Here is a 21,616-nt window from a genome sequence, read left to right on the forward strand (position 1 = left end):
TAAATATCTTTAGATGAAAACCGAAGGGCATAGTCCTTCGGTTTTTCAATTTAGAATTATTCTCGTTATGGAATATATCATGATTTTATGGAATATATCGATTTTTTTGGGAATAAAACGATTATTTATGGAATATAAGTGAGTTTTCATGGAATAAAACTCCAATCTAGTAACTCAAGGGGAATTATGCGTCTCAGTTCAACAGGTTTTCATACTATTGAGAGACTTTTAGACAAAAGGGAGAGAAAGATAGATGATTTGTATTATTTTCTTCTTTTTATCCAATTTTCACTATTTTATACAGGGCATAACCTCCCACATGATCAACCAGAATGGAAAAACCATGATGGAGACTGGCCTAATGGAGGAAAACCAACAGACATCATGGAACAAGTAAAGACGCGAGCAAGTTAGAAACGGAACAAGCAATTGGGAAGAAATCATTTCAATAAATTAAAATGAAAAAGATAACGACTAATAACAACCCATCCAAATAGATAAAGGATGGGTTGTTTTTGTGTCTTAAGGTAAATTTCTGGAAGGTGACAGGTACCACCCAGTTCCTTCCAAACATTATTAAAACGGGCTGATAGAATAACTTGGCAAGTGAAAATGTAAAAAGATGGGTGGTGCCTGTCACCGAATGTGAACTTTTTGTGAATTAGGGATTTTGTGAGGGAAGTGTGATTTGGTTCACTCTTTTGAAAACTCTTCTCAATTATGATGGATGTATAGAAAGTACAAAGGGAGCTGATGGAAGGTGGAGAAGAAGGTTAAGCATATTGGAAAGGCTGCCAAGGAACATGATTCTTTGAAGGGGACAATTCTTTCTGTGACAGTGGTTGGTGCAGTGATTCTTGTAACGTATTTAATTATGTATGGCCTTTATATGGTCAGAGTATAGGAGGGGGAAATAATAATGCATCGCTCGGAGAAGGTATGGCTTTTATTGAGTTTTGGAATGATTATAGGATTTATGCTGATAACTGGCTATCAGGCTTTTGCTTTAGGAATGGGGCCTCCAAGTCATGAAGAACGAATTGATCCTCAAAAAGTAGATGAAACGGCTCCGTTTGATAGGCCCGGTATAACAAAAATTGGTGAGAACGAATACGAAGTGGTTATGACTCTGCAAATATTCAGTTTTACACCAAACCAAATCGAGGTTCCAGCAGGATCAACGGTTCATTTTACTCTAACCTCTAAAGATGTGGTTCATGGATTTCAAGTAGCTGATACGAACATTAATGCGATGGTCATGCCTGGGTATGTTCAAAAGATCTCTCAGAAGTTTGAAAAGCCAGGTGAATACTTAGTTTTGTGTAATGAATACTGTGGTGCAGGGCATCAAATGATGGCAACCACGATTACGGTTAAATAAAGGGGGGATTTACAATGGAATCAATCGCAGGAAATACGGTGAAAACAAAGGCTTTTAAAGAAAAAGCTAATAAAATTCTAGGTATTAGCCCAGAGGATGCTAGATTATCGAAATCATATTTAACTGTTGCATTTATAGCTCTATTGCTGGGTGGGTTTTTAGGATTATTACAAGGATTGAACAGGGCTGGTATGCTGGAGCTGCCAACCTGGCTTAACTACTATCAGGTACTGACTGCGCATGGCCTGCTATTAGTAGTCGTACTGTCAGCTTTCTTTACAATAGGTTACTTTTACGCAGGACTTTCCCATACACTGGGCGGCCTGCTTCCTAAAGTAAGAAAGATGGCCTGGATCGGTTTTTGGATGAAAATGTTTGGTTTTGTACTAGCTGTTATACCGATTTTAATGAATGAAGCATCTGTCATGTACACGTTTTATCCGCCGATGGCTGCTTCACCAATCTTCTATATTGGCTTAGTGTTCATTGTACTTGGTATTTGGATGTGTTCATTTGGAGCCTTTATCAACGTTGCGTCATGGAGAAAGGCAAATCCAGGGCAGCATATCCCGATTCTTTCTTTTTTTGCAACAGGTGTGTTTGTTCTCTTGTTCTTTGGAAGCCTTCCAGTTGCAATTGAAGTGTTTATGATTATTCCATGGGCATTTGGCTGGGTTGAAACGATAAATGTAATGGTAGCACGTACACTGTTTTGGGCATTTGGACACACCCTGGTCAACATTTGGTATATGACAGCTATTTCTGCTTGGTATGTTATTGTACCGAAGATCATCGACGGACATAGGTGGAGTGACTTATTAACTCGGATCGTCGTTATTGCGTTAGTTATTATGAACATCACTGGGGGCTTCCACCATCAAATTGTTGACCCTGGAATTTCTGAATCTGTGAAATACATGCACGTGTTTATGAGTTTGGCGATTGGCTTCCCGTCTCTAATGACTGCCTACGCGATGTTCGCCGTATTTGAACGGACTGCTAGGAAAAAAGGCGGCAAGGGACTGATCGGCTGGTTTAAAAAGATGCCTTGGGGAGATGTTCGCTTCCTGGCTCCGTTCATCGCTATGGCAGCCTTTATTCCTGCCGGAGCGGGCGGGATCGTTCAAAGCACAAACCAATTAAATCAGGTCGTTCACAATACAATGTGGGTTGTTGGCCACTTCCATTTAACTCTTGGAATGACTGTGGTAATGACGTTCTTTGGAATTAGCTACTGGCTTGTTCCTTATCTATCAAAAAGAGTACTGACACCACAGATTAATAAATTAGGAATTGTTCAAACGATTGTATGGACGCTTGGAATGGTCATGATGTCCTTTGCAATGCACTGGGCAGGGCTATTGGGCTCTCCTAGAAGGACATCTTATACAACCTACAATGACAACGCAACAGCCTTAGGGTGGGATCCTTACCTATTCTTCCTGGCAATTGGCGGAACGCTCTTAATGATTGGTGTTCTGATGCAAGTGTATGCAGTATTCAACATGATGTTCTTTGCACCAAAAGGAGTTACTGAATTCCCGATTGCGGATGAAGAAGAAGGTGCTGCACCTACACCTAAATGGACAGAGCGTTGGGGACTTTGGATTGTGCTAATGCTTGCGCTTGTTGCAATGGCATATGTTATACCGTTGGTTGGCTTCCTTGTTGATGCACCTCCTGGATCACCGCCATTTAAGACCTGGTAAAAGACAAAGTGAAGGGGATAGCTCGTATTTGAGGGCTATCTCTTTTTAAAAAAAAGATAGTTTTCTCGGGAGGATGTGATTAAATGATGCTGAAAAATAGAACGGCCTTGTCGAGCTTGCTTGTATTACTATTCGGAGTTGTCCTTTTTTATATTGGAACAGATGGATTTCAGGCCTATACAGCAGAAACAGCAAGAGTGAATCAGTTAATGGAGGATAAGCCTCAGTTTCCGGATGTCACACTAGAGGATAATAAAGCCAGGAAGTACACTTTTTCCGAGTTTGAAGGCAAGTATGTGTTTATTACGTTTTTATATACAGCCTGTGGAACTGTTTGCCCTGAGCTGGAGATGAATATGTTTGGAGTATATGACCGGCTGCCTGAGGAATATATCGGCAAGGATATTCAGTTTCTCAGCATCAGCTTTGATCCCGATCGGGATGATCCTGAAACTCTCGACAGCTACCGGAAAATGTTTAAAAGTGATGGAGAGACATGGCGAATGGCCAGGATAACAGATAAGGATGAGCTGAATGAGCTGTTGGACCGTTTTGGTGTCACCGTCATACCCGATAATAACGGCAATTTTGCCCATAACTCTGCTTTTTATCTGGTAAATCCACAAGGGCGGCTAATCGATGTAATGGATTATAAACGGATTGAGGAAGCGGCTGAACAGGTGACAAGCATTCTGGATGATGAGGCAGGGGATGAAAAATGAGGCAAGCTCAATACGGGTTAGTGCTCCTTGTTATTTTAATCCTTCCCCCGGTAGCTAATTTGCTGGAATCGATCATGATTACTCACATGCATATGCAAATGCCACTGCTGGTTTTAGCCGGATTTTTAATAGCCAAATTTTTTCAAATTAAATATCCTCAGTTTTTTGAAAAATGGAATGCAAACGGGCTGCCCGGCCTACTGTTATTTATCATTATTACTGGGTATTGGACGATACCAAGGACAATGGATGAAACGTTAACGATGGCTAGTGTTGAAGCCTTTAAATTTTTCTCATTGCCGTTTTTGGCGGGAGTGCCGCTTCGAGACAGCTGGCCTAAGCTATCATCTTTTTGGAAAAATGGCATCATCATCTTTTTCGCTATTTTATACCTCGGGATGGGTTGGCTTTACATCTGGTCTCCAGAGCAGCTGTGCAATAATTATTTATTAATTGAACAAATTACACTTGGGTGGGGTTTTCTAACCACAGCGGTTTGTATGGTGATCTATTTAGGATATAGCTATTTTATTGACTTCACACAATATGAAACGGAGAGCTGATTTCACAGATTGGACACAGTTTTTTCGAATAACTAGTATCTTTTAAGAACCTCATTTATAACGGCAAAACCAAGACAGCCAGCCTGGCTGTCTTGTTTTAAAATTCACGTATGAATATAAATACTATACAATTATCTATCAAATTTATAAGATAATTGATCTTTTCTTACTCAAACCAATAGCAATTTTAATCAATCGCATCTTTTTCATATTGTAGAGTATTAATATACCGCTAAGCGACAAAAGGGAAAGGCCTTAAACCAAAACAGCAAGTGAGTCAAATTAAATTTAGAACCTAATCAGGTTGAATATTAAATATTCTGTATATTTTAAAAATATAAATTGTTTTCAATGTACACCCGTGTTATAGTTTTATATAAGAAACTCAATGCCGTATAAAAAACTAACTTAAAGAACGAGGTGTCTTTCATTTGAAATTGTTAGGTATATCTGGATCATTAACTGGCTCAAAAACAAAAGTTGTTGTTAATAAGGTCCTAGAGGAGGTGAAAGCCTTTTATCCTGAGGTTAATACAGAATTACTAAGTTTAAGTGATTATAATATTGAATTTTGTGATGGGCGAACTCCTGAGGAGTATTCTGAAGATACTCAAACAGTTATTAATGCTGTGGCAGATGCAGACTTTTTTGTCATAGGCACACCTATTTATCAAGCGTCTTTAACAGGTGCTTTAAAGAACCTGTTTGATTTAGTCCCTCCTTCAGTTTTTCGCAGTAAAGTTATTGGATTTGTCGCAACTGGTGGTACATTTCATCATTACTTAGTTATCGAGAATCAATTAAAACCAATAGCAGGCTACTTTCGTTCTTATATTGCCCCTAGTACTGTATATGCACATAATGATCATTTTGAAAAAAAAATGATTACAAATCCTGATGTACTACGTAGGATTAAATCGCTAGCTGAAGAGTTAGTATTTATGCAAAAGCGTTTAAAGTAAGTTAAAAGAAATAAGAACCATCTAGGAGGGTAAAGCATGTACAAAAAAAGGTTTGATGAAAGTGTAAGGGCACTAAAACACGGAAAGCTAATTGTAGTTGTAGATGACGTAGAACATAAAGGAAGTGCATTAGTAGGAACAGCAGAGAAGGTAAGTTCCTATAATGTAAATCGCATGACTAAATTAGGAAAAGGGCTTGTCTGTGCTTGTATTACTCAACAAAAAGCAAAAGAATTAAGTCTGTCCTTTATGGTAAATAAGGAGTGCCAGTATCAAAGCCGTATTCCATTTACTGTTTCTGTGGATTTTTGTTCTTCAACAACTGGAATTTCTTCATTGGAACGTTCCGATACAATTTATGCTTTTGTTGACAAAGGTGTTGTAACTAAAGATTTTGTAAGACCTGGACATATTTTCCCCATTGTTTGTAAGGATAGAAGATTATTAGAAAATATAAGCCTAACTGATGCTGCTATTGAACTTGTAGAAGCCGGCTCTAGTGAACCAGTTGCATATATGTGTCAAATTCTTAATACACATGGTAATCTTGCCAATGCGGAAGAATCTGTTGAAATTTCTAAAATAAATAATTTGAATCTTATATATATAAGCGACCTTCTAAAAGTAAAAGAGGAGATTATATGTACCATAAGAGGAAGAGTTGTAAAAGGTAAAAAGATTGGAAGGGGAATGGGGTTTCCCACAGCGAACTTATCTTTACCTAAAAAATCATATTTAGAAAAAGGGGTTTATGGCGTTACTGTATACCATAATAATAACGAGTATAATGGTGTAATGAATGTGGGTTCCAGACCTACACTTTTGGATGATGGTGAAATTACAAATGAAATTCATATATTTGATTTTAATAAATGCATTTATGGGGATGAACTGACAGTAAATGTCTGTTTCTTTTTAAGGGAAGAAAAAATGTTCCCGAGTTTTAAACATTTGATCGAACAAATTAAAAAGGATATCGAAAATGTACAAAAGAGGTTTGAAATTTGTGAAACTAAAAAGTTGATAATAGGGTAGCACTATGAAAGATACCGATAAAAGTATTAATTTAACAGATTTATTGTTTGCTGAGTTCTGTAAAAAGGAATTCGGTATTAATAGAGGAGTCTATAATACGATTGAAAAGTGTTTTTTTGAAAAAGGTATTGAAAACGTCTTGGACCGTAGAAGGCTAATACTTGAGTTCTTAAATTATGTAGGTCAAAGAATGATTGCAACAAATAAAGTAAAGTTTGGTCCAGGGGGATTAACAAAATTGTTGAATTTATATTGGGATAACAAAAGAAAATAAATTGAAAATCTTAAAAATGAAAGCGTTTCCTTACGACCTAGATTTCAGGAATAAATACTTAGATTTGAGAGTATATTGACATAACATAAAGGAAGTGAGAATAATATGGTTTATCAAAACTTACCATATGAGAAGGTGTGGTATGGGGAAGGCGTGGTTTGCGAAAACTTAGTCGACGAAATAATTAAATATTGCTCAAGAAAAATACTCATTGTCACGACAGAAAGTCTAATAGGGACTAAATCTTTTAATAATTTACTAGAATTATGTAGTGATTACTCTATCTATATATATAAATCCAAACAACATGTCCCTATAGATACATTAGTGGGAAAGTTTTCTGAAGTAAAATTGTTTAGTCCAGATCTTATTATTAGCGTTGGGGGAGGGAGTTCTATTGATTCAGCAAAGATAATGTCGGCGATGCTAGGTTATGCAATAGATACAAAAGAAGAATTAATAAATTATGCAATAAATAATCGCTCCCAAGTGCAACAGAATCCTTTACTCCCTCATTTAGCCATTCCTACCACGTTGTCCGCAGCTGAATTTTCAGGTGTAGGTGGTTTTAGTGATGAAACAAAAGGAATGAAATATGGTATATATAATACAGCTATAACGCCAAGCCAAATCTTTCTCGATCCCACCTTTAGCATAGATACACCCCTTGACTTTTGGATTAGTACAGGCATGAGATCCGTTGATCATGCTGTTGAAACGGTATATTCACCAATTGAAAGTCCAGTAAATCATGCTTTGGCTTTAAAGTCACTTACTTATTTATTTCAATACTTGCCAATGGTTAAGGAGAATCCTACAAATCTAGATTACCGCTTACAATGCCAATTAGGGGCATGGATGTCATTCTTTACAGTTGTAAACACAAAAATGGGCTTATCTCATATGATTGGCCACCAATTAGGGGCATTTTATGGTATACCTCACGGAGTAACATCAGCTATTATGTTGGCGAATGTCATGGATTTTATGCTTCCTTATAGTGAAAAAGAGCAGTTAGCCATTTTTCAAACATTAAATGAAGCAGGACTCGTGGGAAATATAAATTCCAATGAAAAAAAGGCCACCCATTCCTCTCAACTGGTTCGGAATTTAGTAAATCAGTTAGAAATCCCCTCTCAATTACGAGATTTTAATGTTTCTAAGGAAAGTCTGGAAAAGGTCCTAAAAAATATTCTATCTGAAATAAAAATGAAAGACCATAGCCTTTTATTATCTATTGAAGATTTAGAAAAAAAATTGAAAATATTGTTAATGAAATCTTGGTAATAAAAGCCATGATATACACAGACTACAGATTGAAAAATTGAAAATTTAATTTATAGTTAATAAACAAGGGAGGGAACATTTTGAAATCACTACAGAATGATAAAATTCTGGTGAAAAAAAATATTGAAATACTAATGAGGGACCAAACAGTGTTACGTGCAGATTTATATATTCCTGATAGGAGTAGTGAGGCATTCCCCTGTTTAATCCAAAGAACTCCTTATGATAAAAGTCAAGTTTATAAAAAGTCATTTCCTCCTATGATGGCTGCATCAAAAGGTTTCGCTGTATTAGTGCAAGATACCAGAGGTCGTTTTGAATCAGATGGTGAATTTAAACCATATCAAGATGATGCCAAAGATGGTTTTGATACTATAGAGTGGGCTGCCCAACAACCGTGGTGCAATGGAAAGGTTGGAATGTATGGTGGGTCATATGTAGGTGCAACACAGTTACTTGCTGCCACTGAAAAACCTCCACATCTAGTGACGATTTTCCCCACAATTTCGAGTTCTTTACGTTTTGATGGCTGGGCATACAGTGGAGGTGCATTTAAATTAATAAATTTGTTAGGCTGGACACTGGTCATGATTCAGCATACAGCAAAGCGAAAGGGTATCCAATTACCAGACTCTTTACTGAATGTTTTCAAAGGCTTAGATGAATTGCATCATATTTCTTTTTCAAGCGATTCTGATCCTGAAGATGTGTTTAAGAAAACAGATGAAGTTCAAAAAATTATGGATCAAGTCTTACGTACACTACCATTAGAAGATATACCTATACCTACAGAGTTAGGACAATACTTCTTTGAAAGAATACAACATTGGAAAGATGATGAATATTGGAAACAACTAGATATAACAAAGTATTATAATGAGATAAGTATACCTATGATTCATTTAGGTGGATGGTATGATATGTTTGATCGCCATACCATCGAAAATTTTAAAGGATTTTCAGGAGGATCGGCTTATCAAAAACTAGTTATGGGACCGTGGAGCCATGGAATGTTTTCTAAAAATGTGGGTGAAGTTGACTTTGGTCCAAATGCAGAATGGAGAGTGAAGTTGGCTGACCTTCACCAGCGATGGTTTGAATATTGGCTGAAAGATATGGACCATTCAATTGAACAAGAAGCACCTATACAAATTTTTGTTATGGGAGAAAACTGTTGGCGAAACGAAAATGAATGGCCGTTAAAGCGGACAGAATATGTTAAATGGTATCTTCACAGTAGTGGTAATGCAAATACAATGAATGGTAATGGGGTCTTATCAAAAACACATCCCATTATTGAGCCTGAAGATTCTTTTGATTATAATCCAATTAACCCTGTTCCATCAAAGGGTGGTAATATTTTACCACTTGGTATGAACCCGGGTGCTCGAGACCAACGAGAAATTGAGGAAAGAGAAGATGTTTTAGTATATACAAGTGAACCGTTAGAAGTTAATTTAGAAATAACTGGTCCCTTACTCGTAAAGTTGTGGGCCTCAACAGATGCAGTTGAAACAGACTTTACTGCCAAACTCATTGATGTTCACCCTGATGGTTTTGCGCAAAATATTCAAAATGGAATTATTCGTACTAGTTTTAGAGAATCAAATCGGAATCCTAGACTGATTAAGCCCCACGAAGTGTATGAATATGAAATTAATCTTAGTGCAACTAGTAATCTATTTAAAGAGGGTCACAGGATCAGAATAGAAATTTCCTCAAGTAACTTTCCACACTATAGTAGAAATTTAAATACAGGATCAGAGCACCATTTGAGCCATAATATAAAGGTTGCACATCAGAAAATATATCATGACTGGACGCGTCCTAGTCATATTATTTTACCAGTCATTCCGAGAACAAAGTGAATTTAAACGGTCTATACTCACGGTGTATCCAAAATTAAAGTAATAAGCCGTATAAAGGAAAGGTAAATATCTGTGATTCTTTAATCGTTTGCTCTTTTTTTAGCCACTTATTAGAGTTATCACAGTTATTTTTTGTTTTTATTATATATGAATAACTAATTGTTAAGGAGTATTAAAGATGACAAATGATTATCAGGTTCCTGCAGTCAATCAAGCTATTGAGGTTTTGAAATATTTATCCAATAATGAAGAAAATCGAAGTTTGTCTGAGATCAGTCAAAATCTATCTATGAATAAGAGCTCTTGTATGAGGATTTTAAAGACTTTAGAAAAGTCCAAGTTTGTTTCCTATGATGAAACTTCAAAAGAATATAGCTTAGGTCCATTTCTTGTTGCTCTTGGAAACCAAGCAAGTGAAGAAATAGATTATATTTCCAGAGGGAAAACCTTTTTAAACGAACTAGCAAAGCATACATCACTGACAAGTGTTTTAGTAAATAAAATTAGTGATGATCGGTTAATGAATATCGCAAAAAAGGAACAAATGGAGGGGGGGATAAGGGTAGCAGTAACAGTTGGAAAACAATTTTATATAACAGAGACATCCTACGGGAAATGGTTTTTGGCTTATGGCGATGAACAGCAAAGGGAAATTTATATTAACAAATTAAGAAAACTAACTCCATTTACAATAACTGATACTGAAGAGTACAAAAAAAATTTAGAAAAGATAAAAAAAGTAGGATATGCAGTTAGTCGCGAGGAGTATATTTTAGGTGTAAATGTCATTTCTGCACCTGTTTTTAATATCAAGGGTGAAATAATACTAGTTATAGCTTGCATAGGGATTGCGTCACTAATGGATGAAAGCGACATTAATAGTGTTGGAGCGCATGTTAAAAGAGTTGCTGAAGAGTTTAGTGAATTTCAATAAGTAATGATCTAAATAAAGATAAACAATTCTAGAAAAGTAAATAAAAAAACTCTTAAACATTTCAGCTGGAGGAAATTGTTTGTTTATTGTGGGTAAAACCAAAGGAAATACATAAATAATAAAAAATTTCCTCCAATCAAAATGTAGATAAGAATATAAATCGTAAGATATTAATAATGGTTTATAACTATCGGTAAGTCTACTTTGTTTTTTAGAACCATACCAGTTCAAAAGTTATTTAGATTCTTTGTTTATATTGTTCTATTACTGCACAAATTTTAACTTTTAGAATTTTTCCTCCTTAAGATCCAAAAGACGTTTTAAAAACTAATTTTTTGTGAACAGAACGAAGCTGCCACTTTAGTAAATTATTTTATTTTATTGTCTTTAAATTTTATCTTCACTAACTCCGATTTTAACCTTCCGTACCCCACAAGTAAAAACTATATTGTTCCCTTTAACAACATAAATCAATGGGCCAGAAACTAGATAAAGTGCTAAATGTAATAAGATATATCTGAATATTTGGTATTTTGTTGGACTACAGTTAATATAATGTGTTATAGTTTTATGTAAGGAACTGAGTACCATATATGAAACTTGAAAGGACTTATATAAGTAGCTTAGTAACTTCATGATTAAAAAATATCAATTAAGTAGGAGGTATAAAAATGGTCGAAGTTTTTGCAATGCATTTAATGCCATATATGGACATGCCAGAGGATTTTAGTGAAAATTATGAAACATCATGGGTTACATTTCCAAATTCCTATTACGATCCACAGAAAGGACATAGCTTTTATAATCAATTCATTGAACAATTAAAACTTTGCGCAGATATAGGCTTTGATGGTGTTGCGGTGAATGAACATCATCAAAATGCTTATGGCAATATGCCATCTCCCAATTTAATCGCAGCAATCCTAGCCAATTTAACTCAGGGGATGGATACCAAGATTGCCATTTTAGGAAACATTATACCACTCCATGATATACCTCAGCGTGTAGCAGAAGAGATTGCAATGTTAGACGTTATAAGCGGTGGAAGAATTATTTCTGGGTTTGTAAGAGGCGTAGGAGCAGAATACTTCAGTTATCGAAATGTAAACCCCTCAGATTCAAAAGCAAGGTTTTTTGAAGCTCATGATTTGATTAAACGTGCTTGGACAGAAACTGGTCCTTTTGAATTTAGAGGTAAATATTACGATTTTCCGTACGTTAACATTTGGCCGCGTCCAATCCAAGATCCACCACCAATTTGGACACCTTCTGCTGGGAGTAAAGATACTGTTGAATTTGCAGCAAAGCATCGATACACATATGCAATGACAGCATTAGGTAAAGAGGATGCCATAGAAACATTTAATTTATATCGACAACTAGCTGAGGAAAAGTTTGGTTATAGAGCACAACCAAGTCAACTGTGTTGGTCAACTAAGGTTTATGTTGCAGAGACAGATGAAAAAGCTCGGGACGAATTTGAAAGTCATGTAACCTCTTTCTTCGAACAATTTTTTAACAGTTCTTTAGTCTTACATTTTCCTCCGGGATATGTAAAAGAGGAACAATTAAAAAAAATGATGGGGAGTAGAGCGAGTAGAACAAAACGAACGATGGAACAAATGTTTGATGACGGTAATATCGTGTTTGGCTCACCTGAGACTGTGAAAAAAAGGCTAACAGAACTTCATCAAGAAATGGGTTTCGGAGTCCTAAATCTCTCTATGCATACAGGAGATATGCCACATTGGAAAACAGTAAAGAGTATAGATTTATTTGGAAGACACGTTTTACCTCATATTCAAAAATTAGGAGAATAAGTACTTACCATGTTATTAATGCTTTTGAAATTATTGGAGGTGCAAAAATGAATGAAACTGTACATTTTAAAGATGAAATCGTGGAAATTGGTGATGTGAAAACCCATGTTTATACAGCAGGGGAGGGTGAACCATTATTATGGTTTCATGGAGCAGGAGGAATTACTACAATTCCTGAAATCTTTAACGAACTTGTAAGCGCATACAAAATTTACCTAATTGATCACCCAGGTTTTGGTCAATCAGAAAAAAAGGAGGATCGTTTTACAGAATTTACAGACTATAATTACTTTTATCGTGATTTCCTAGATCACTATTCTTTGGATAAGATTAACCTAGTAGGTCATTCGATGGGTGGAAGGATGGCACTAGAGTTTTCCATAAGTCATTCACATCGTGTCAAAAAACTAATTCTAATATCAGCATCCGGACTTTATATTGAAGGGGTTAAACGTACGGATATATTTATTCATCAACCCGAAAAGCGACCTTCACTCTATTTCTATAACAAACAATATGCAGAGGAGATGTTAAATCAAGAAAAAAGTGAAGAAGAGCAAAGTATAGAGGTGAAAAACTTAACTATGTTTGCTAGATTAACGTGGGAAAAAGATGATAACAGAAAGTTTCCCTTTCTCCTCCGTTATATCACTGCTCCAACGTGTGTGATTTGGGGGGAGAATGATCAAATACTTCCGGTGGAACATGGGAAGGCATTTAAAAAGTATATACAAAAAGCTGAACTTCATATGATTAAAAATTGTGGACATATTCCACAAGTTGAGCAAAAGGAACAGTGTACACAAATCATAAAAAGCTTTTTAGAAAACTCAAACTAGTAAATAAGGAGTTGAGCACATGGTTGAAGTATTCTCAATGCATTTGATGCCATACATGGATATGCCTGATGATTTTCATGACAATTATGATACATCGTGGGTAACCTTTCCGAATTCTTATTATGACCCCATACAGGGACATGATTATTATAAACAATTTATCGAACAACTTGAGTACTCCGCAAAATTAGGCTTTGATGGAATTGCAGTTAATGAGCATCACCAAAATGCATATGGTAATATGCCTTCACCTAACTTAATTGCAGCCATACTTACTCAAGCGACAAAGGGTATGAAAACAAAAGTTGCTATACTAGGAAATATAATACCACTTCATGATATACCTCAAAGGGTAGCAGAGGAGATTGCAATGTTAGATGTCATAAGTGGGGGAAGAATTATTTCGGGATTTGTTCGAGGAGTCGGCGCAGAATATTTCAGTTACCGGAATGTTAATCCAGGTGATTCAAAAGAAAAGTTTTTTGAAGCTCATGATTTAATTAAGCGAGCATGGACGGAACCAGGGCCGTTTGAGTTTAGGGGGAAATATTATGACTTTCCATACGTAAACATTTGGCCTAGACCTATTCAAGATCCGCATCCACCAATATGGACACCTTCCGCAGGAAGTAGTGATACAGTAGAGTTTGCAGCCAAGCATCGTTACACCTATGCGATGACTTCACTTGGGAAGGAGGAGGCTATAAAAACTTTTAATGAATATCGTCAAGTAGCCGAAGAAAAGTTTGGTTACAAGGCTGAACCAAGTCAATTGTGTTGGTCTACTAAAGTGTATGTAGCCGAAACCGACAAGAAGGCAAGAGAAGAATTCGAAGAACATATTAACTTCTTTTTTGATCATTTTTTTAATGGTTCTTTGCACTTACATTTCCCACCTGGGTACTTAAATGATAGTTCTATGAAGAAAATGATGAATTCGAGAGCAAATCGAGCTAGAAAATCGATGGAACAGATGTTCGAAGAGGGGAATATTACATTTGGTTCTCCTGAGACAGTAAGACAACGTTTAACAGAACTTCATAAAGAAATGGGATTTGGTGTGTTGAATATCGGTTTGCACAATGGGAATATGCCGCATTGGAAAGTAATGAAAAATACAGAATTATTCGGTCGTTATGTGTTACCACATATTCAAAAGCTAATATAAAAATAGTTAAAACAACTTTTAAAAGAGGTAAGGAGTTAATTAGCTTGTTAGGAAACGATACGGTAATAAAAAGAAATGTGGAAATAACAATGCGGGATCAAGTTACGTTACGAGCAGATTTATATTTGCCCCGTGATGAAAGATGCCAATATCCCTGTCTCATCCAACGTACACCATATAATAAAGAAGAGGTTTATAAAAAGCTTTTTCCACCTGAAATGGCAGCCGCCAATGGATATGCAGTCCTAGTACAGGATACGAGAGGAAGATTTGCCTCTAACGGTGAATTTGATCTATATCATAATGATGTTCTTGATGGCTATGATACCGTTGAGTGGGCTGCAAAACAAACTTGGTGTACAGGTAAAATAGGAATGTATGGGGGTTCTTATGGAGGAATTACACAGTTGCTTGCTGCTGTCTCACAACCCCCCCATTTAATCACTATTTGCCCAGCTATAACAAACTCACTTCGGTATGATGGATATGTATATGAAGGAGGAGTTTTTAGACTAGTTAGTTATATAGGTTGGACATTAATGATGATACAAGATACAGCAAAAAAAAATAATATTGAGCTGCCAGGATCTATATTAGATGTCTTAGAAGGCTTGGATGAATTACACCATATATCATTCTCTAGGTTTTCTGACTCCAAAGTAATATTTGAAAAAACTAATGAATTACAAAAGAACATGCAAAGAGTCCTTCTAACTTTACCTTTAGAAAATCTTCCAATACCAAAGAAAATTGCAGCATATTTTTTTGATTGGCTTAAGCTATGGAAGGATGGAGATTATTGGGAGAAGTATGATATAACTCAGTACTACAAACGAATTAAGATACCTATGCTCCACATTGGGGGGTGGTATGACTTATTTACAAAACATACACTAGAAAATTTTCAGGGTTTTTCTAACAATGTAGCTTATCAACGTTTAGTTATGGGGCCATGGAGCCATGGAATGTATTCCCAAAAGGTTGGAGAATTAGATTTTGGAAATGAAGCAGAATATCGGGATAAGCTTAACGCTCTTCATCTTCAGTGGTTTGATTATTGGCTAAAAGGTTCAGCCGCCCCTATTGAAAATGAGCCAGCCGTTCAATATTTTGTCATGGGTGAGAACCAATGGCGAAAAACAACTAAATGGCCGCTAAAGGAGACCAGATATATAAAGTGGTATCTCCACAGTTCAGGTAAAGCTAATACTCTTAGGGGCAATGGAGTTCTTTCAATGGAGCAACCATCATATGAACTTCCAGATAGATTTATCTATAATCCTGAAAAACCTGTCCCATCTATGGGGGGGAGTATTCTACCGCTTGGTATGAATCCTGGTCCACGAAATCAAAAAGTAGTGGAAGAGAGGGAAGATGTATTGGTTTATACAAGTGAGCCACTTTTAAATGACTTGGAGATTACAGGACCGCTAAAGGTAATTTTATGGGCTTCCACAGATTCGGTGGACACAGATTTTACGGCTAAATTAGTTGATGTACATCCAGGTGGGTTTGCTCAAAATTTACAAGACGGTATTATACGAACAAGTTTTAGAAATTCCTATAAATCACCATGTTTTATAATACCTAATGAAATATATGAATATGAAATAGATCTAGCAGCTACAAGCAATCTCTTTAAGCAAGGTCACAGCATACGTTTAGAAATTTCATCTAGTAATTTTCCATGTTATAGCCGTAACTTGAATACAGGAGTAGAACATTCTAAGGGGAGTAAAATGAAAGTAGCAAATCAAATGGTATACCATAATGAAAAGCACGCTAGTCATGTTGTTCTACCCGTAATTCCTAAAGCTTAGGAATAAACAGTTTCCTATCATTTTTTATAAAAAAAGATAATATTGTGACGAAACATTTTTCTGAATATTCTATATTTATTCTGTTTGTATGCTTGTTGAAGTGTTATAATAATTTTAAGTATGAAACTGCTGTTCATATACGAAATTGATCGAATCTTAAAATTAAGAGAAAAAACTGGCGAGGTGGTTTGGATATGAAAGAAACAGTATCTTTTATTGAGGAAATAGTCGAGATAAGCGGTGTGAAAACTCACGTATATACTGCTGGGGAAGGAGAGCCATTGTTATGGATGCATGGAGCAGGTGGAATAACGTCTATTCTTAAAACCTTTGAAGAACTAGCTAGGAATTACAAAGTCTACTTAGTTGATCACCCGGGTTTTGGTTTATCAGAAAAGAAAGAAGAACGTTTCATTGATTTTACTGATTATAATTACTTTTATCGAGACTTTTTAGATCATTATTCTCTTGATAAAGTTCACTTAGTAGGGCATTCACTAGGAGGAAGAATGGCAGTAGAATTTGCAATAAGTCACCCGCATCGTGTCAATAAATTAGTGTTGATTTCTGCTTCTGGATTATACATTGAAGGGGTTAAGCGAACAGATATTTTTATTCATCAACCTGAAAAGAGACCTGCACTTTACTTCTATAACCCAAAATATGCAGAGGACATGTTAAGAAAGGAAAAAAGTGAAGAAGAGAAAAGTATTGAGGTTAAGAACTTAACCATGTTTGCTAGATTAACTTGGGAAAAGAGCGATAACAGAAAGTTCCCTTTCTTACTTCGTTATGTTACTGCTCCTACTTGCATTATATGGGGAGAAAATGATGAAGTGCTTCCGGTTGAACACGGGAAAGTATTCGAAGAGCATATTCAAAACGCAAAACTCTATATATTACAGAAATGTGGACATATACCTCATGTGGAGCAAGAAGAACAGTGTATTGGGATTATACAGAACTTTTTAACAGTTTGATATAAGAGCAGATTTATAGAATAGGAGGAAAAACTATGGTTGAAGTCTTTGCGATGCACTTAATGCCATATATGGATATGCCAGATGACTTTCGCGATAATTACGACACTTCATGGGTAACCTTTCCAAACTCATATTATAATCCGGAAAAAGGTCATGAATATTATAATCAGTTTTTAGAACAAATTCAGTATTCAGCAAGTATGGGGTTTGATGGGGTTGCGGTTAATGAACACCACCAAAATGCGTACGGGAACATGCCATCTCCTAATTTAATCGCAGCGATCTTAACACAAGCAACAAAAGGAACAAACACGAAGGTAGCGATATTAGGAAATATTATACCACTACATGACATTCCACAAAGAGTGGCAGAAGAGATTGCAATGCTGGATGTAATTAGTGGAGGTCGAATTATCTCTGGTTTTGTTAGAGGCGTTGGTGCTGAGTATTTTAGTTTTCGAAATGTCAATCCCGCTGACTCAAAGGCAAGATTTTTTGAAGCTCACGATCTCATTAAAAGAGCATGGACAGAGCCAGGACCTTTTGAATTTAGAGGGAAATATTACGACTTTCCATATGTAAACATTTGGCCAAGACCAATTCAGAATCCACATCCCCCAATTTGGACACCATCTGCAGGAAGCATCGATACTGTTGAGTTCGCAGCCGAACATCGTTACACATACGCAATGACTGCCCTAGGTAAAGATTCAGCTGTCAAAACCTTTAATGATTATCGCCAAATTGCCGAGGAGAAATTTGGATACACTGCACAACCTAGTCAACTTTGCTGGTCTAACAAAGTATATGTTGCTGAGACCGATGAAAAGGCAAGGCAAGAATTTGAAGAGCATGTGAAATTTTTCTTTGATAAGCACTTTACAGAGTCTAAACATTTACATTTTCCTCCAGGTTATCTAGCTGATCACTCGATGCAAAAAATTTTAGCGTCAAGAGAAGGCCGAGCTGATAGAACTATGGAAAAGATGTTTGAAGAGGGAAACATCACATACGGTTCTCCTGAAACGGTGAGACAAAGGCTTACCGAGCTTCATGAGGAAATGGGATTTGGTGTACTGAATTTAACCATGCATACAGGCAATATGCCTCATTGGAAAGTGATGAAGAATATTGACTTATTTGGGAGAGAAGTATTACCGCATATCCAAAACTTGGGTCAATAACTAAGTTAAAGGGAGGGTTTCTAAAGATGAATTATAAAAAGATCTTGATGGGTGTTTTAATGTTATTAATAGCTTTGATTATCTCTGGTTGTGGATCAAATGAGGTTAGTAATGATACTAATGGTGGGGAAACACCGAGTAATAAGGATGAGAGTAAGGATACAATTACATTGAAATTTGCTTCTGCATCTCCAGCCAATGCCCCATACACAGTAGGGGCGATGGAACCATTCATGGAAAGGGTTACTGAATTGACTAATAATCAAGTTCAGTTTGAGTTTTATCCTGCTGAACAATTAGGAAAAGCTGCCGATTTATTAGATTTAGTTAAAAACGGAGCAACAGATATAGCGTATTATGGATCTCCTTTTTATCCAAGTAAAATGCCAATTGGAAGTTCGATGGTTGGAATACCGTACTTGAGCAAAACGTCACATCAAGGTTCGATGGCTTTACATGAGCTTGTAAAACAAAGTCCTATGTTAGAAGTTGATTTTTTAAATAATGGAGTAAGGCCAGTAATTACTTCTGTTACAAGACCTTATGATTTCTTTACAGGAGGAAAAGAAATCAGGACACCAGATGACCTAAAAGGCAAAAAAGTTAGAAGCTCAGGCGGGATCTCCAATTTTACTTTTGAATTATTAGGTGCAACACCAGTAGCAGTCAACACACCAGATATGTATGAAGCATTTGACCAAGGAATTATAGAGGTTCTCCATATGTTTCCATCCACTCTTAATTCTTATGGGGTAGATGAATTAATTGGCTATGGAACTCAAGGTGCAAATTTCGGAGCTTCTGCAGTGGGCTTTGTAATAAATGAGGAAGTGTATCAGGGATTACCTAAAAATGTCCAAGAGGCGATTATTCAAGCAGGTGATGAAATTGTAGATAACTATTCTGCATATGGTGATGAGGATAATTCAAACATAATTGAGGAGTGGAAAAAAGCAGATATGAATCTTGTAGAATTAACTGAAGCAGAACAGGAAGCATGGAGAAATGCAGCTGCCAAGGTTGAGGAAGCATGGTTAGATAAACAGGATAATAGGGAGTTAATACAGACGCTTGAAAAGTATAAAGAACTTCTGAAGAAATACGAGAAATAACCATTATAAAAACTCCCCCTATAGATAATAGAAGTCAGATAACCAAGGTTGAAAATTAGAATTTTTTACTGTTGAACATGTTAGAGTTATAGGATTTTATGTTCAACAGTAATTCTCCTTATCACATATTATGAAAGCGCTAACAAGTAAGGTTGGCTATAAATTAGCTATATTATCCTTATCAGAGATGTTCTGAACTTAAAATACACACTTGAAATTTAATTTTTATCCTTACAAATATAACTCGGCTCCTAACATGTTCAATTCTTTACAGTTATGGTCGTTAAAGGGAGGAATAGGAATATGACAACTAAGTCTATTAGTATTATTGGTATCATTCTAGCTGTATTTCTAGTTGTTTCAGGGTGTAATTCAAATACAAATGAAGTTACTAGCGAAAACAGTAAACAAAACCCAAAAAGTACAAGTAAGGCAGAAATAGAAGAAAAAATCACCCTTAAATTTGCATCCTCATCTCCTGCCAATGCACCTTATACCAAAGGAGTTATGGAACCTTTTATGGATAGGGTAACTGAATTAACAAATGGTCAAGTCCAATTTGAATTTTATCCTGCTGAGCAATTAGGTAAAACTGGAGACCTTTTAGATCTAGCTAAAGATGGTGCAACAGATATTGCTTACTACGGTCCTCTTTTTTACCCAAGTAAAATGCCAATAGGTAGCGCGTTGACTGGTATGCCGGGTTTATATAAAACTGGACATCAAGGGTCAGTGAATTATCACAGTATTGTTAATGAATCTCCCATACTTGAAACTGATTACTTAAGCAATAATGTTCGTCCAATTATCACAACTATGGTAAGACAGGCAGAGTTTTGGACAAAAGGTCAAGAAATTAATGTGCCTAATGATTTGAAAGGTTTAAAAGTTAGAGCGTCAGGAGGAGTAACAAATAAATTTCTAGAATATCTGGGTGCTACACCTGTTTTTGTAAATACTCCTGACATGTATGAAGCCTTTGACCAAGGGATACTTGATGTCCTACATATGTTTGCATCGACACTCAACTCGTATGGGCTTGGGGAGTTGCTAACTTATGGAACAGAAGGAGCGCGTTTTGGCGGAGGTTTAGTGGGGTTTGTGATTAACGAGGATGTATATCAAGGTCTTCCCGAAAATGTACAGAAAGCGATTATTCAAGCAGGAGATGAAATTACGGGGACGTATTCAAAAAACAATAGTGACAAAGAGAATGAAAGAGTTATAAAAGAATGGGATGAATCTGAAGAAATAACAATTCATCACTTAACAGAAGATGAATCGAAACATTGGGAAGATGCTGCAAATGAGTTTAATAAGAGTTGGTTAAAAGAACAAGACAGTAAGGAATTTATCCAAGCATATGAAATGTTTAAAGAAGCATTAAAGGAACATGACTAATACTTTCTTTTTGAAAGTTAGATAAATTTAAAGGAGGGACAAAAGTGGAATGGATAAAAAGATCTCTCGATAAGATAGATAAATTATTAAATATTATAGCTGGTTTGGCACTGTTTTTGCTAATGATATGGATTGTATCTGATGTTGTCGCTAGAGCCTTCTTTAATAGCCCTATACCAGGAACCATGGAAATTACAGGAGAATATTTTATGGTATTAATCGTATTTCTCGCGATTAGCTACACCTATAAGATTGGTGGGCATGTCAATGTTGAGTTGTTACAGAGTAAATTTTCAAACAGAATAAATGGAATTTTAAAGGTCATTTGTAATCTATTTATTATTCCAGTATTAATTATGACTGTACTTGCAAACTTCAATAAAGGAATAGAATTTTTTACTGAAGATATTCGAACTGTCAGCACGCTCAACTATCCGTTAGCCCCTGCATTAATGATAATAACATTAGGATTAGTTTTGCTAACCCTAAGGCTTATTTTAGAAACAATAAGTATCTTACAAGGTAAGAAAGAATTTAAATAAAAAGAGAGGTGA

General features: G+C 36.0%; 20 protein-coding genes. All 20 read left to right on the plus strand.

The genetic code is table 11. The features are described from left to right. The first annotated feature begins 760 nt into the window (after window positions 1–760). A complete protein-coding gene (locus HRJ06_RS23145) occupies window positions 761–904 on the plus strand; it encodes a cytochrome C oxidase subunit II (RefSeq protein WP_242035099.1) in 144 nt (47 codons plus the stop codon). A gap of 15 nt (window positions 905–919) precedes the next feature. Next, window positions 920–1,381: a cytochrome c oxidase subunit II gene (locus HRJ06_RS01295; protein ID WP_174727552.1), complete on the plus strand. Its 462-nt coding sequence runs from the start codon at window positions 920–922 to the stop codon at window positions 1,379–1,381. A gap of 14 nt (window positions 1,382–1,395) precedes the next feature. Further along, on the plus strand, window positions 1,396–3,090 hold the full coding sequence (locus HRJ06_RS01300) for a cbb3-type cytochrome c oxidase subunit I (protein ID WP_174727555.1): 1,695 nt from the start codon (window positions 1,396–1,398) through the stop codon (window positions 3,088–3,090). Window positions 3,091–3,173: 83 nt separating this feature from the next. Further along, a complete protein-coding gene (locus HRJ06_RS01305; RefSeq protein WP_422392705.1) occupies window positions 3,174–3,812 on the plus strand; it encodes an SCO family protein in 639 nt (212 codons plus the stop codon). After that, window positions 3,809–4,375 carry a hypothetical protein gene (locus HRJ06_RS01310; protein WP_174727558.1) on the plus strand — a complete coding sequence of 189 codons (567 nt, stop codon included), beginning with the start codon at window positions 3,809–3,811 and terminating at the stop codon, window positions 4,373–4,375. The genes HRJ06_RS01305 and HRJ06_RS01310 overlap by 4 nt, the downstream gene beginning before the upstream one ends. A 431-nt stretch (window positions 4,376–4,806) precedes the next feature. Further along, window positions 4,807–5,337: an NADPH-dependent FMN reductase gene (locus HRJ06_RS01315; RefSeq protein ID WP_174727562.1), complete on the plus strand. Its 531-nt coding sequence runs from the start codon at window positions 4,807–4,809 to the stop codon at window positions 5,335–5,337. 36 nt (window positions 5,338–5,373) lie between these two features. Further along, window positions 5,374–6,372, plus strand: a complete 999-nt coding sequence (locus HRJ06_RS01320) for a 3,4-dihydroxy-2-butanone-4-phosphate synthase (protein WP_174727565.1) — start codon at window positions 5,374–5,376, stop codon at window positions 6,370–6,372. Window positions 6,373–6,376: 4 nt separating this feature from the next. After that, window positions 6,377–6,646: a hypothetical protein gene (locus HRJ06_RS01325; protein ID WP_174727568.1), complete on the plus strand. Its 270-nt coding sequence runs from the start codon at window positions 6,377–6,379 to the stop codon at window positions 6,644–6,646. 105 nt (window positions 6,647–6,751) lie between these two features. Further along, the gene (locus HRJ06_RS01330; RefSeq protein WP_174727571.1) at window positions 6,752–7,933 is read left to right on the plus strand and encodes an iron-containing alcohol dehydrogenase; all 1,182 of its coding nucleotides are present in this window, start codon (window positions 6,752–6,754) and stop codon (window positions 7,931–7,933) included. An 80-nt stretch (window positions 7,934–8,013) separates the two neighbouring features. Further along, on the plus strand, window positions 8,014–9,801 hold the full coding sequence (locus HRJ06_RS01335) for a CocE/NonD family hydrolase (RefSeq protein ID WP_174727574.1): 1,788 nt from the start codon (window positions 8,014–8,016) through the stop codon (window positions 9,799–9,801). A 178-nt stretch (window positions 9,802–9,979) separates the two neighbouring features. After that, window positions 9,980–10,735: an IclR family transcriptional regulator gene (locus tag HRJ06_RS01340; protein WP_174727577.1), complete on the plus strand. Its 756-nt coding sequence runs from the start codon at window positions 9,980–9,982 to the stop codon at window positions 10,733–10,735. Window positions 10,736–11,406: 671 nt separating this feature from the next. Beyond that, window positions 11,407–12,555 (plus strand): LLM class flavin-dependent oxidoreductase, encoded by a 1,149-nt coding sequence (locus HRJ06_RS01345; RefSeq protein ID WP_174727579.1) that lies wholly within the window; start codon window positions 11,407–11,409, stop codon window positions 12,553–12,555. Then, the gene (locus HRJ06_RS01350) at window positions 12,483–13,394 is read left to right on the plus strand and encodes an alpha/beta fold hydrolase (RefSeq protein WP_174727582.1); all 912 of its coding nucleotides are present in this window, start codon (window positions 12,483–12,485) and stop codon (window positions 13,392–13,394) included. Before HRJ06_RS01345 ends, HRJ06_RS01350 begins: the two co-directional genes overlap by 73 nt. A 19-nt stretch (window positions 13,395–13,413) precedes the next feature. Beyond that, a complete protein-coding gene (locus HRJ06_RS01355; RefSeq protein ID WP_174727585.1) occupies window positions 13,414–14,562 on the plus strand; it encodes an LLM class flavin-dependent oxidoreductase in 1,149 nt (382 codons plus the stop codon). After that, the gene (locus HRJ06_RS01360) at window positions 14,493–16,382 is read left to right on the plus strand and encodes a CocE/NonD family hydrolase (RefSeq protein ID WP_174727588.1); all 1,890 of its coding nucleotides are present in this window, start codon (window positions 14,493–14,495) and stop codon (window positions 16,380–16,382) included. The genes HRJ06_RS01355 and HRJ06_RS01360 overlap by 70 nt, the downstream gene beginning before the upstream one ends. Before the next feature lie 194 nt (window positions 16,383–16,576). Beyond that, the gene (locus tag HRJ06_RS01365) at window positions 16,577–17,362 is read left to right on the plus strand and encodes an alpha/beta fold hydrolase (RefSeq protein ID WP_174727591.1); all 786 of its coding nucleotides are present in this window, start codon (window positions 16,577–16,579) and stop codon (window positions 17,360–17,362) included. Between the two features lie 35 nt (window positions 17,363–17,397). Further along, window positions 17,398–18,549 carry an LLM class flavin-dependent oxidoreductase gene (locus HRJ06_RS01370; protein WP_174727594.1) on the plus strand — a complete coding sequence of 384 codons (1,152 nt, stop codon included), beginning with the start codon at window positions 17,398–17,400 and terminating at the stop codon, window positions 18,547–18,549. A gap of 26 nt (window positions 18,550–18,575) precedes the next feature. Then, entirely contained in the window at window positions 18,576–19,661 is a 1,086-nt protein-coding gene (locus HRJ06_RS01375) for a TRAP transporter substrate-binding protein (RefSeq protein WP_174727597.1), read from the plus strand. Between the two features lie 303 nt (window positions 19,662–19,964). Beyond that, on the plus strand, window positions 19,965–21,062 hold the full coding sequence (gene dctP, locus HRJ06_RS01380; protein WP_174727600.1) for a TRAP transporter substrate-binding protein DctP: 1,098 nt from the start codon (window positions 19,965–19,967) through the stop codon (window positions 21,060–21,062). A 44-nt stretch (window positions 21,063–21,106) separates the two neighbouring features. After that, window positions 21,107–21,604, plus strand: coding sequence for a TRAP transporter small permease subunit (locus tag HRJ06_RS01385; RefSeq protein ID WP_174727603.1), 498 nt, complete (start codon window positions 21,107–21,109; stop codon window positions 21,602–21,604). Window positions 21,605–21,616: the final 12 nt, after the last annotated feature.

This window comes from Mesobacillus harenae (genome assembly GCF_013343715.1).
In the GTDB taxonomy this organism is placed as follows: Bacteria; Bacillota; Bacilli; order Bacillales; family Cytobacillaceae; genus Mesobacillus_A; species Mesobacillus_A harenae.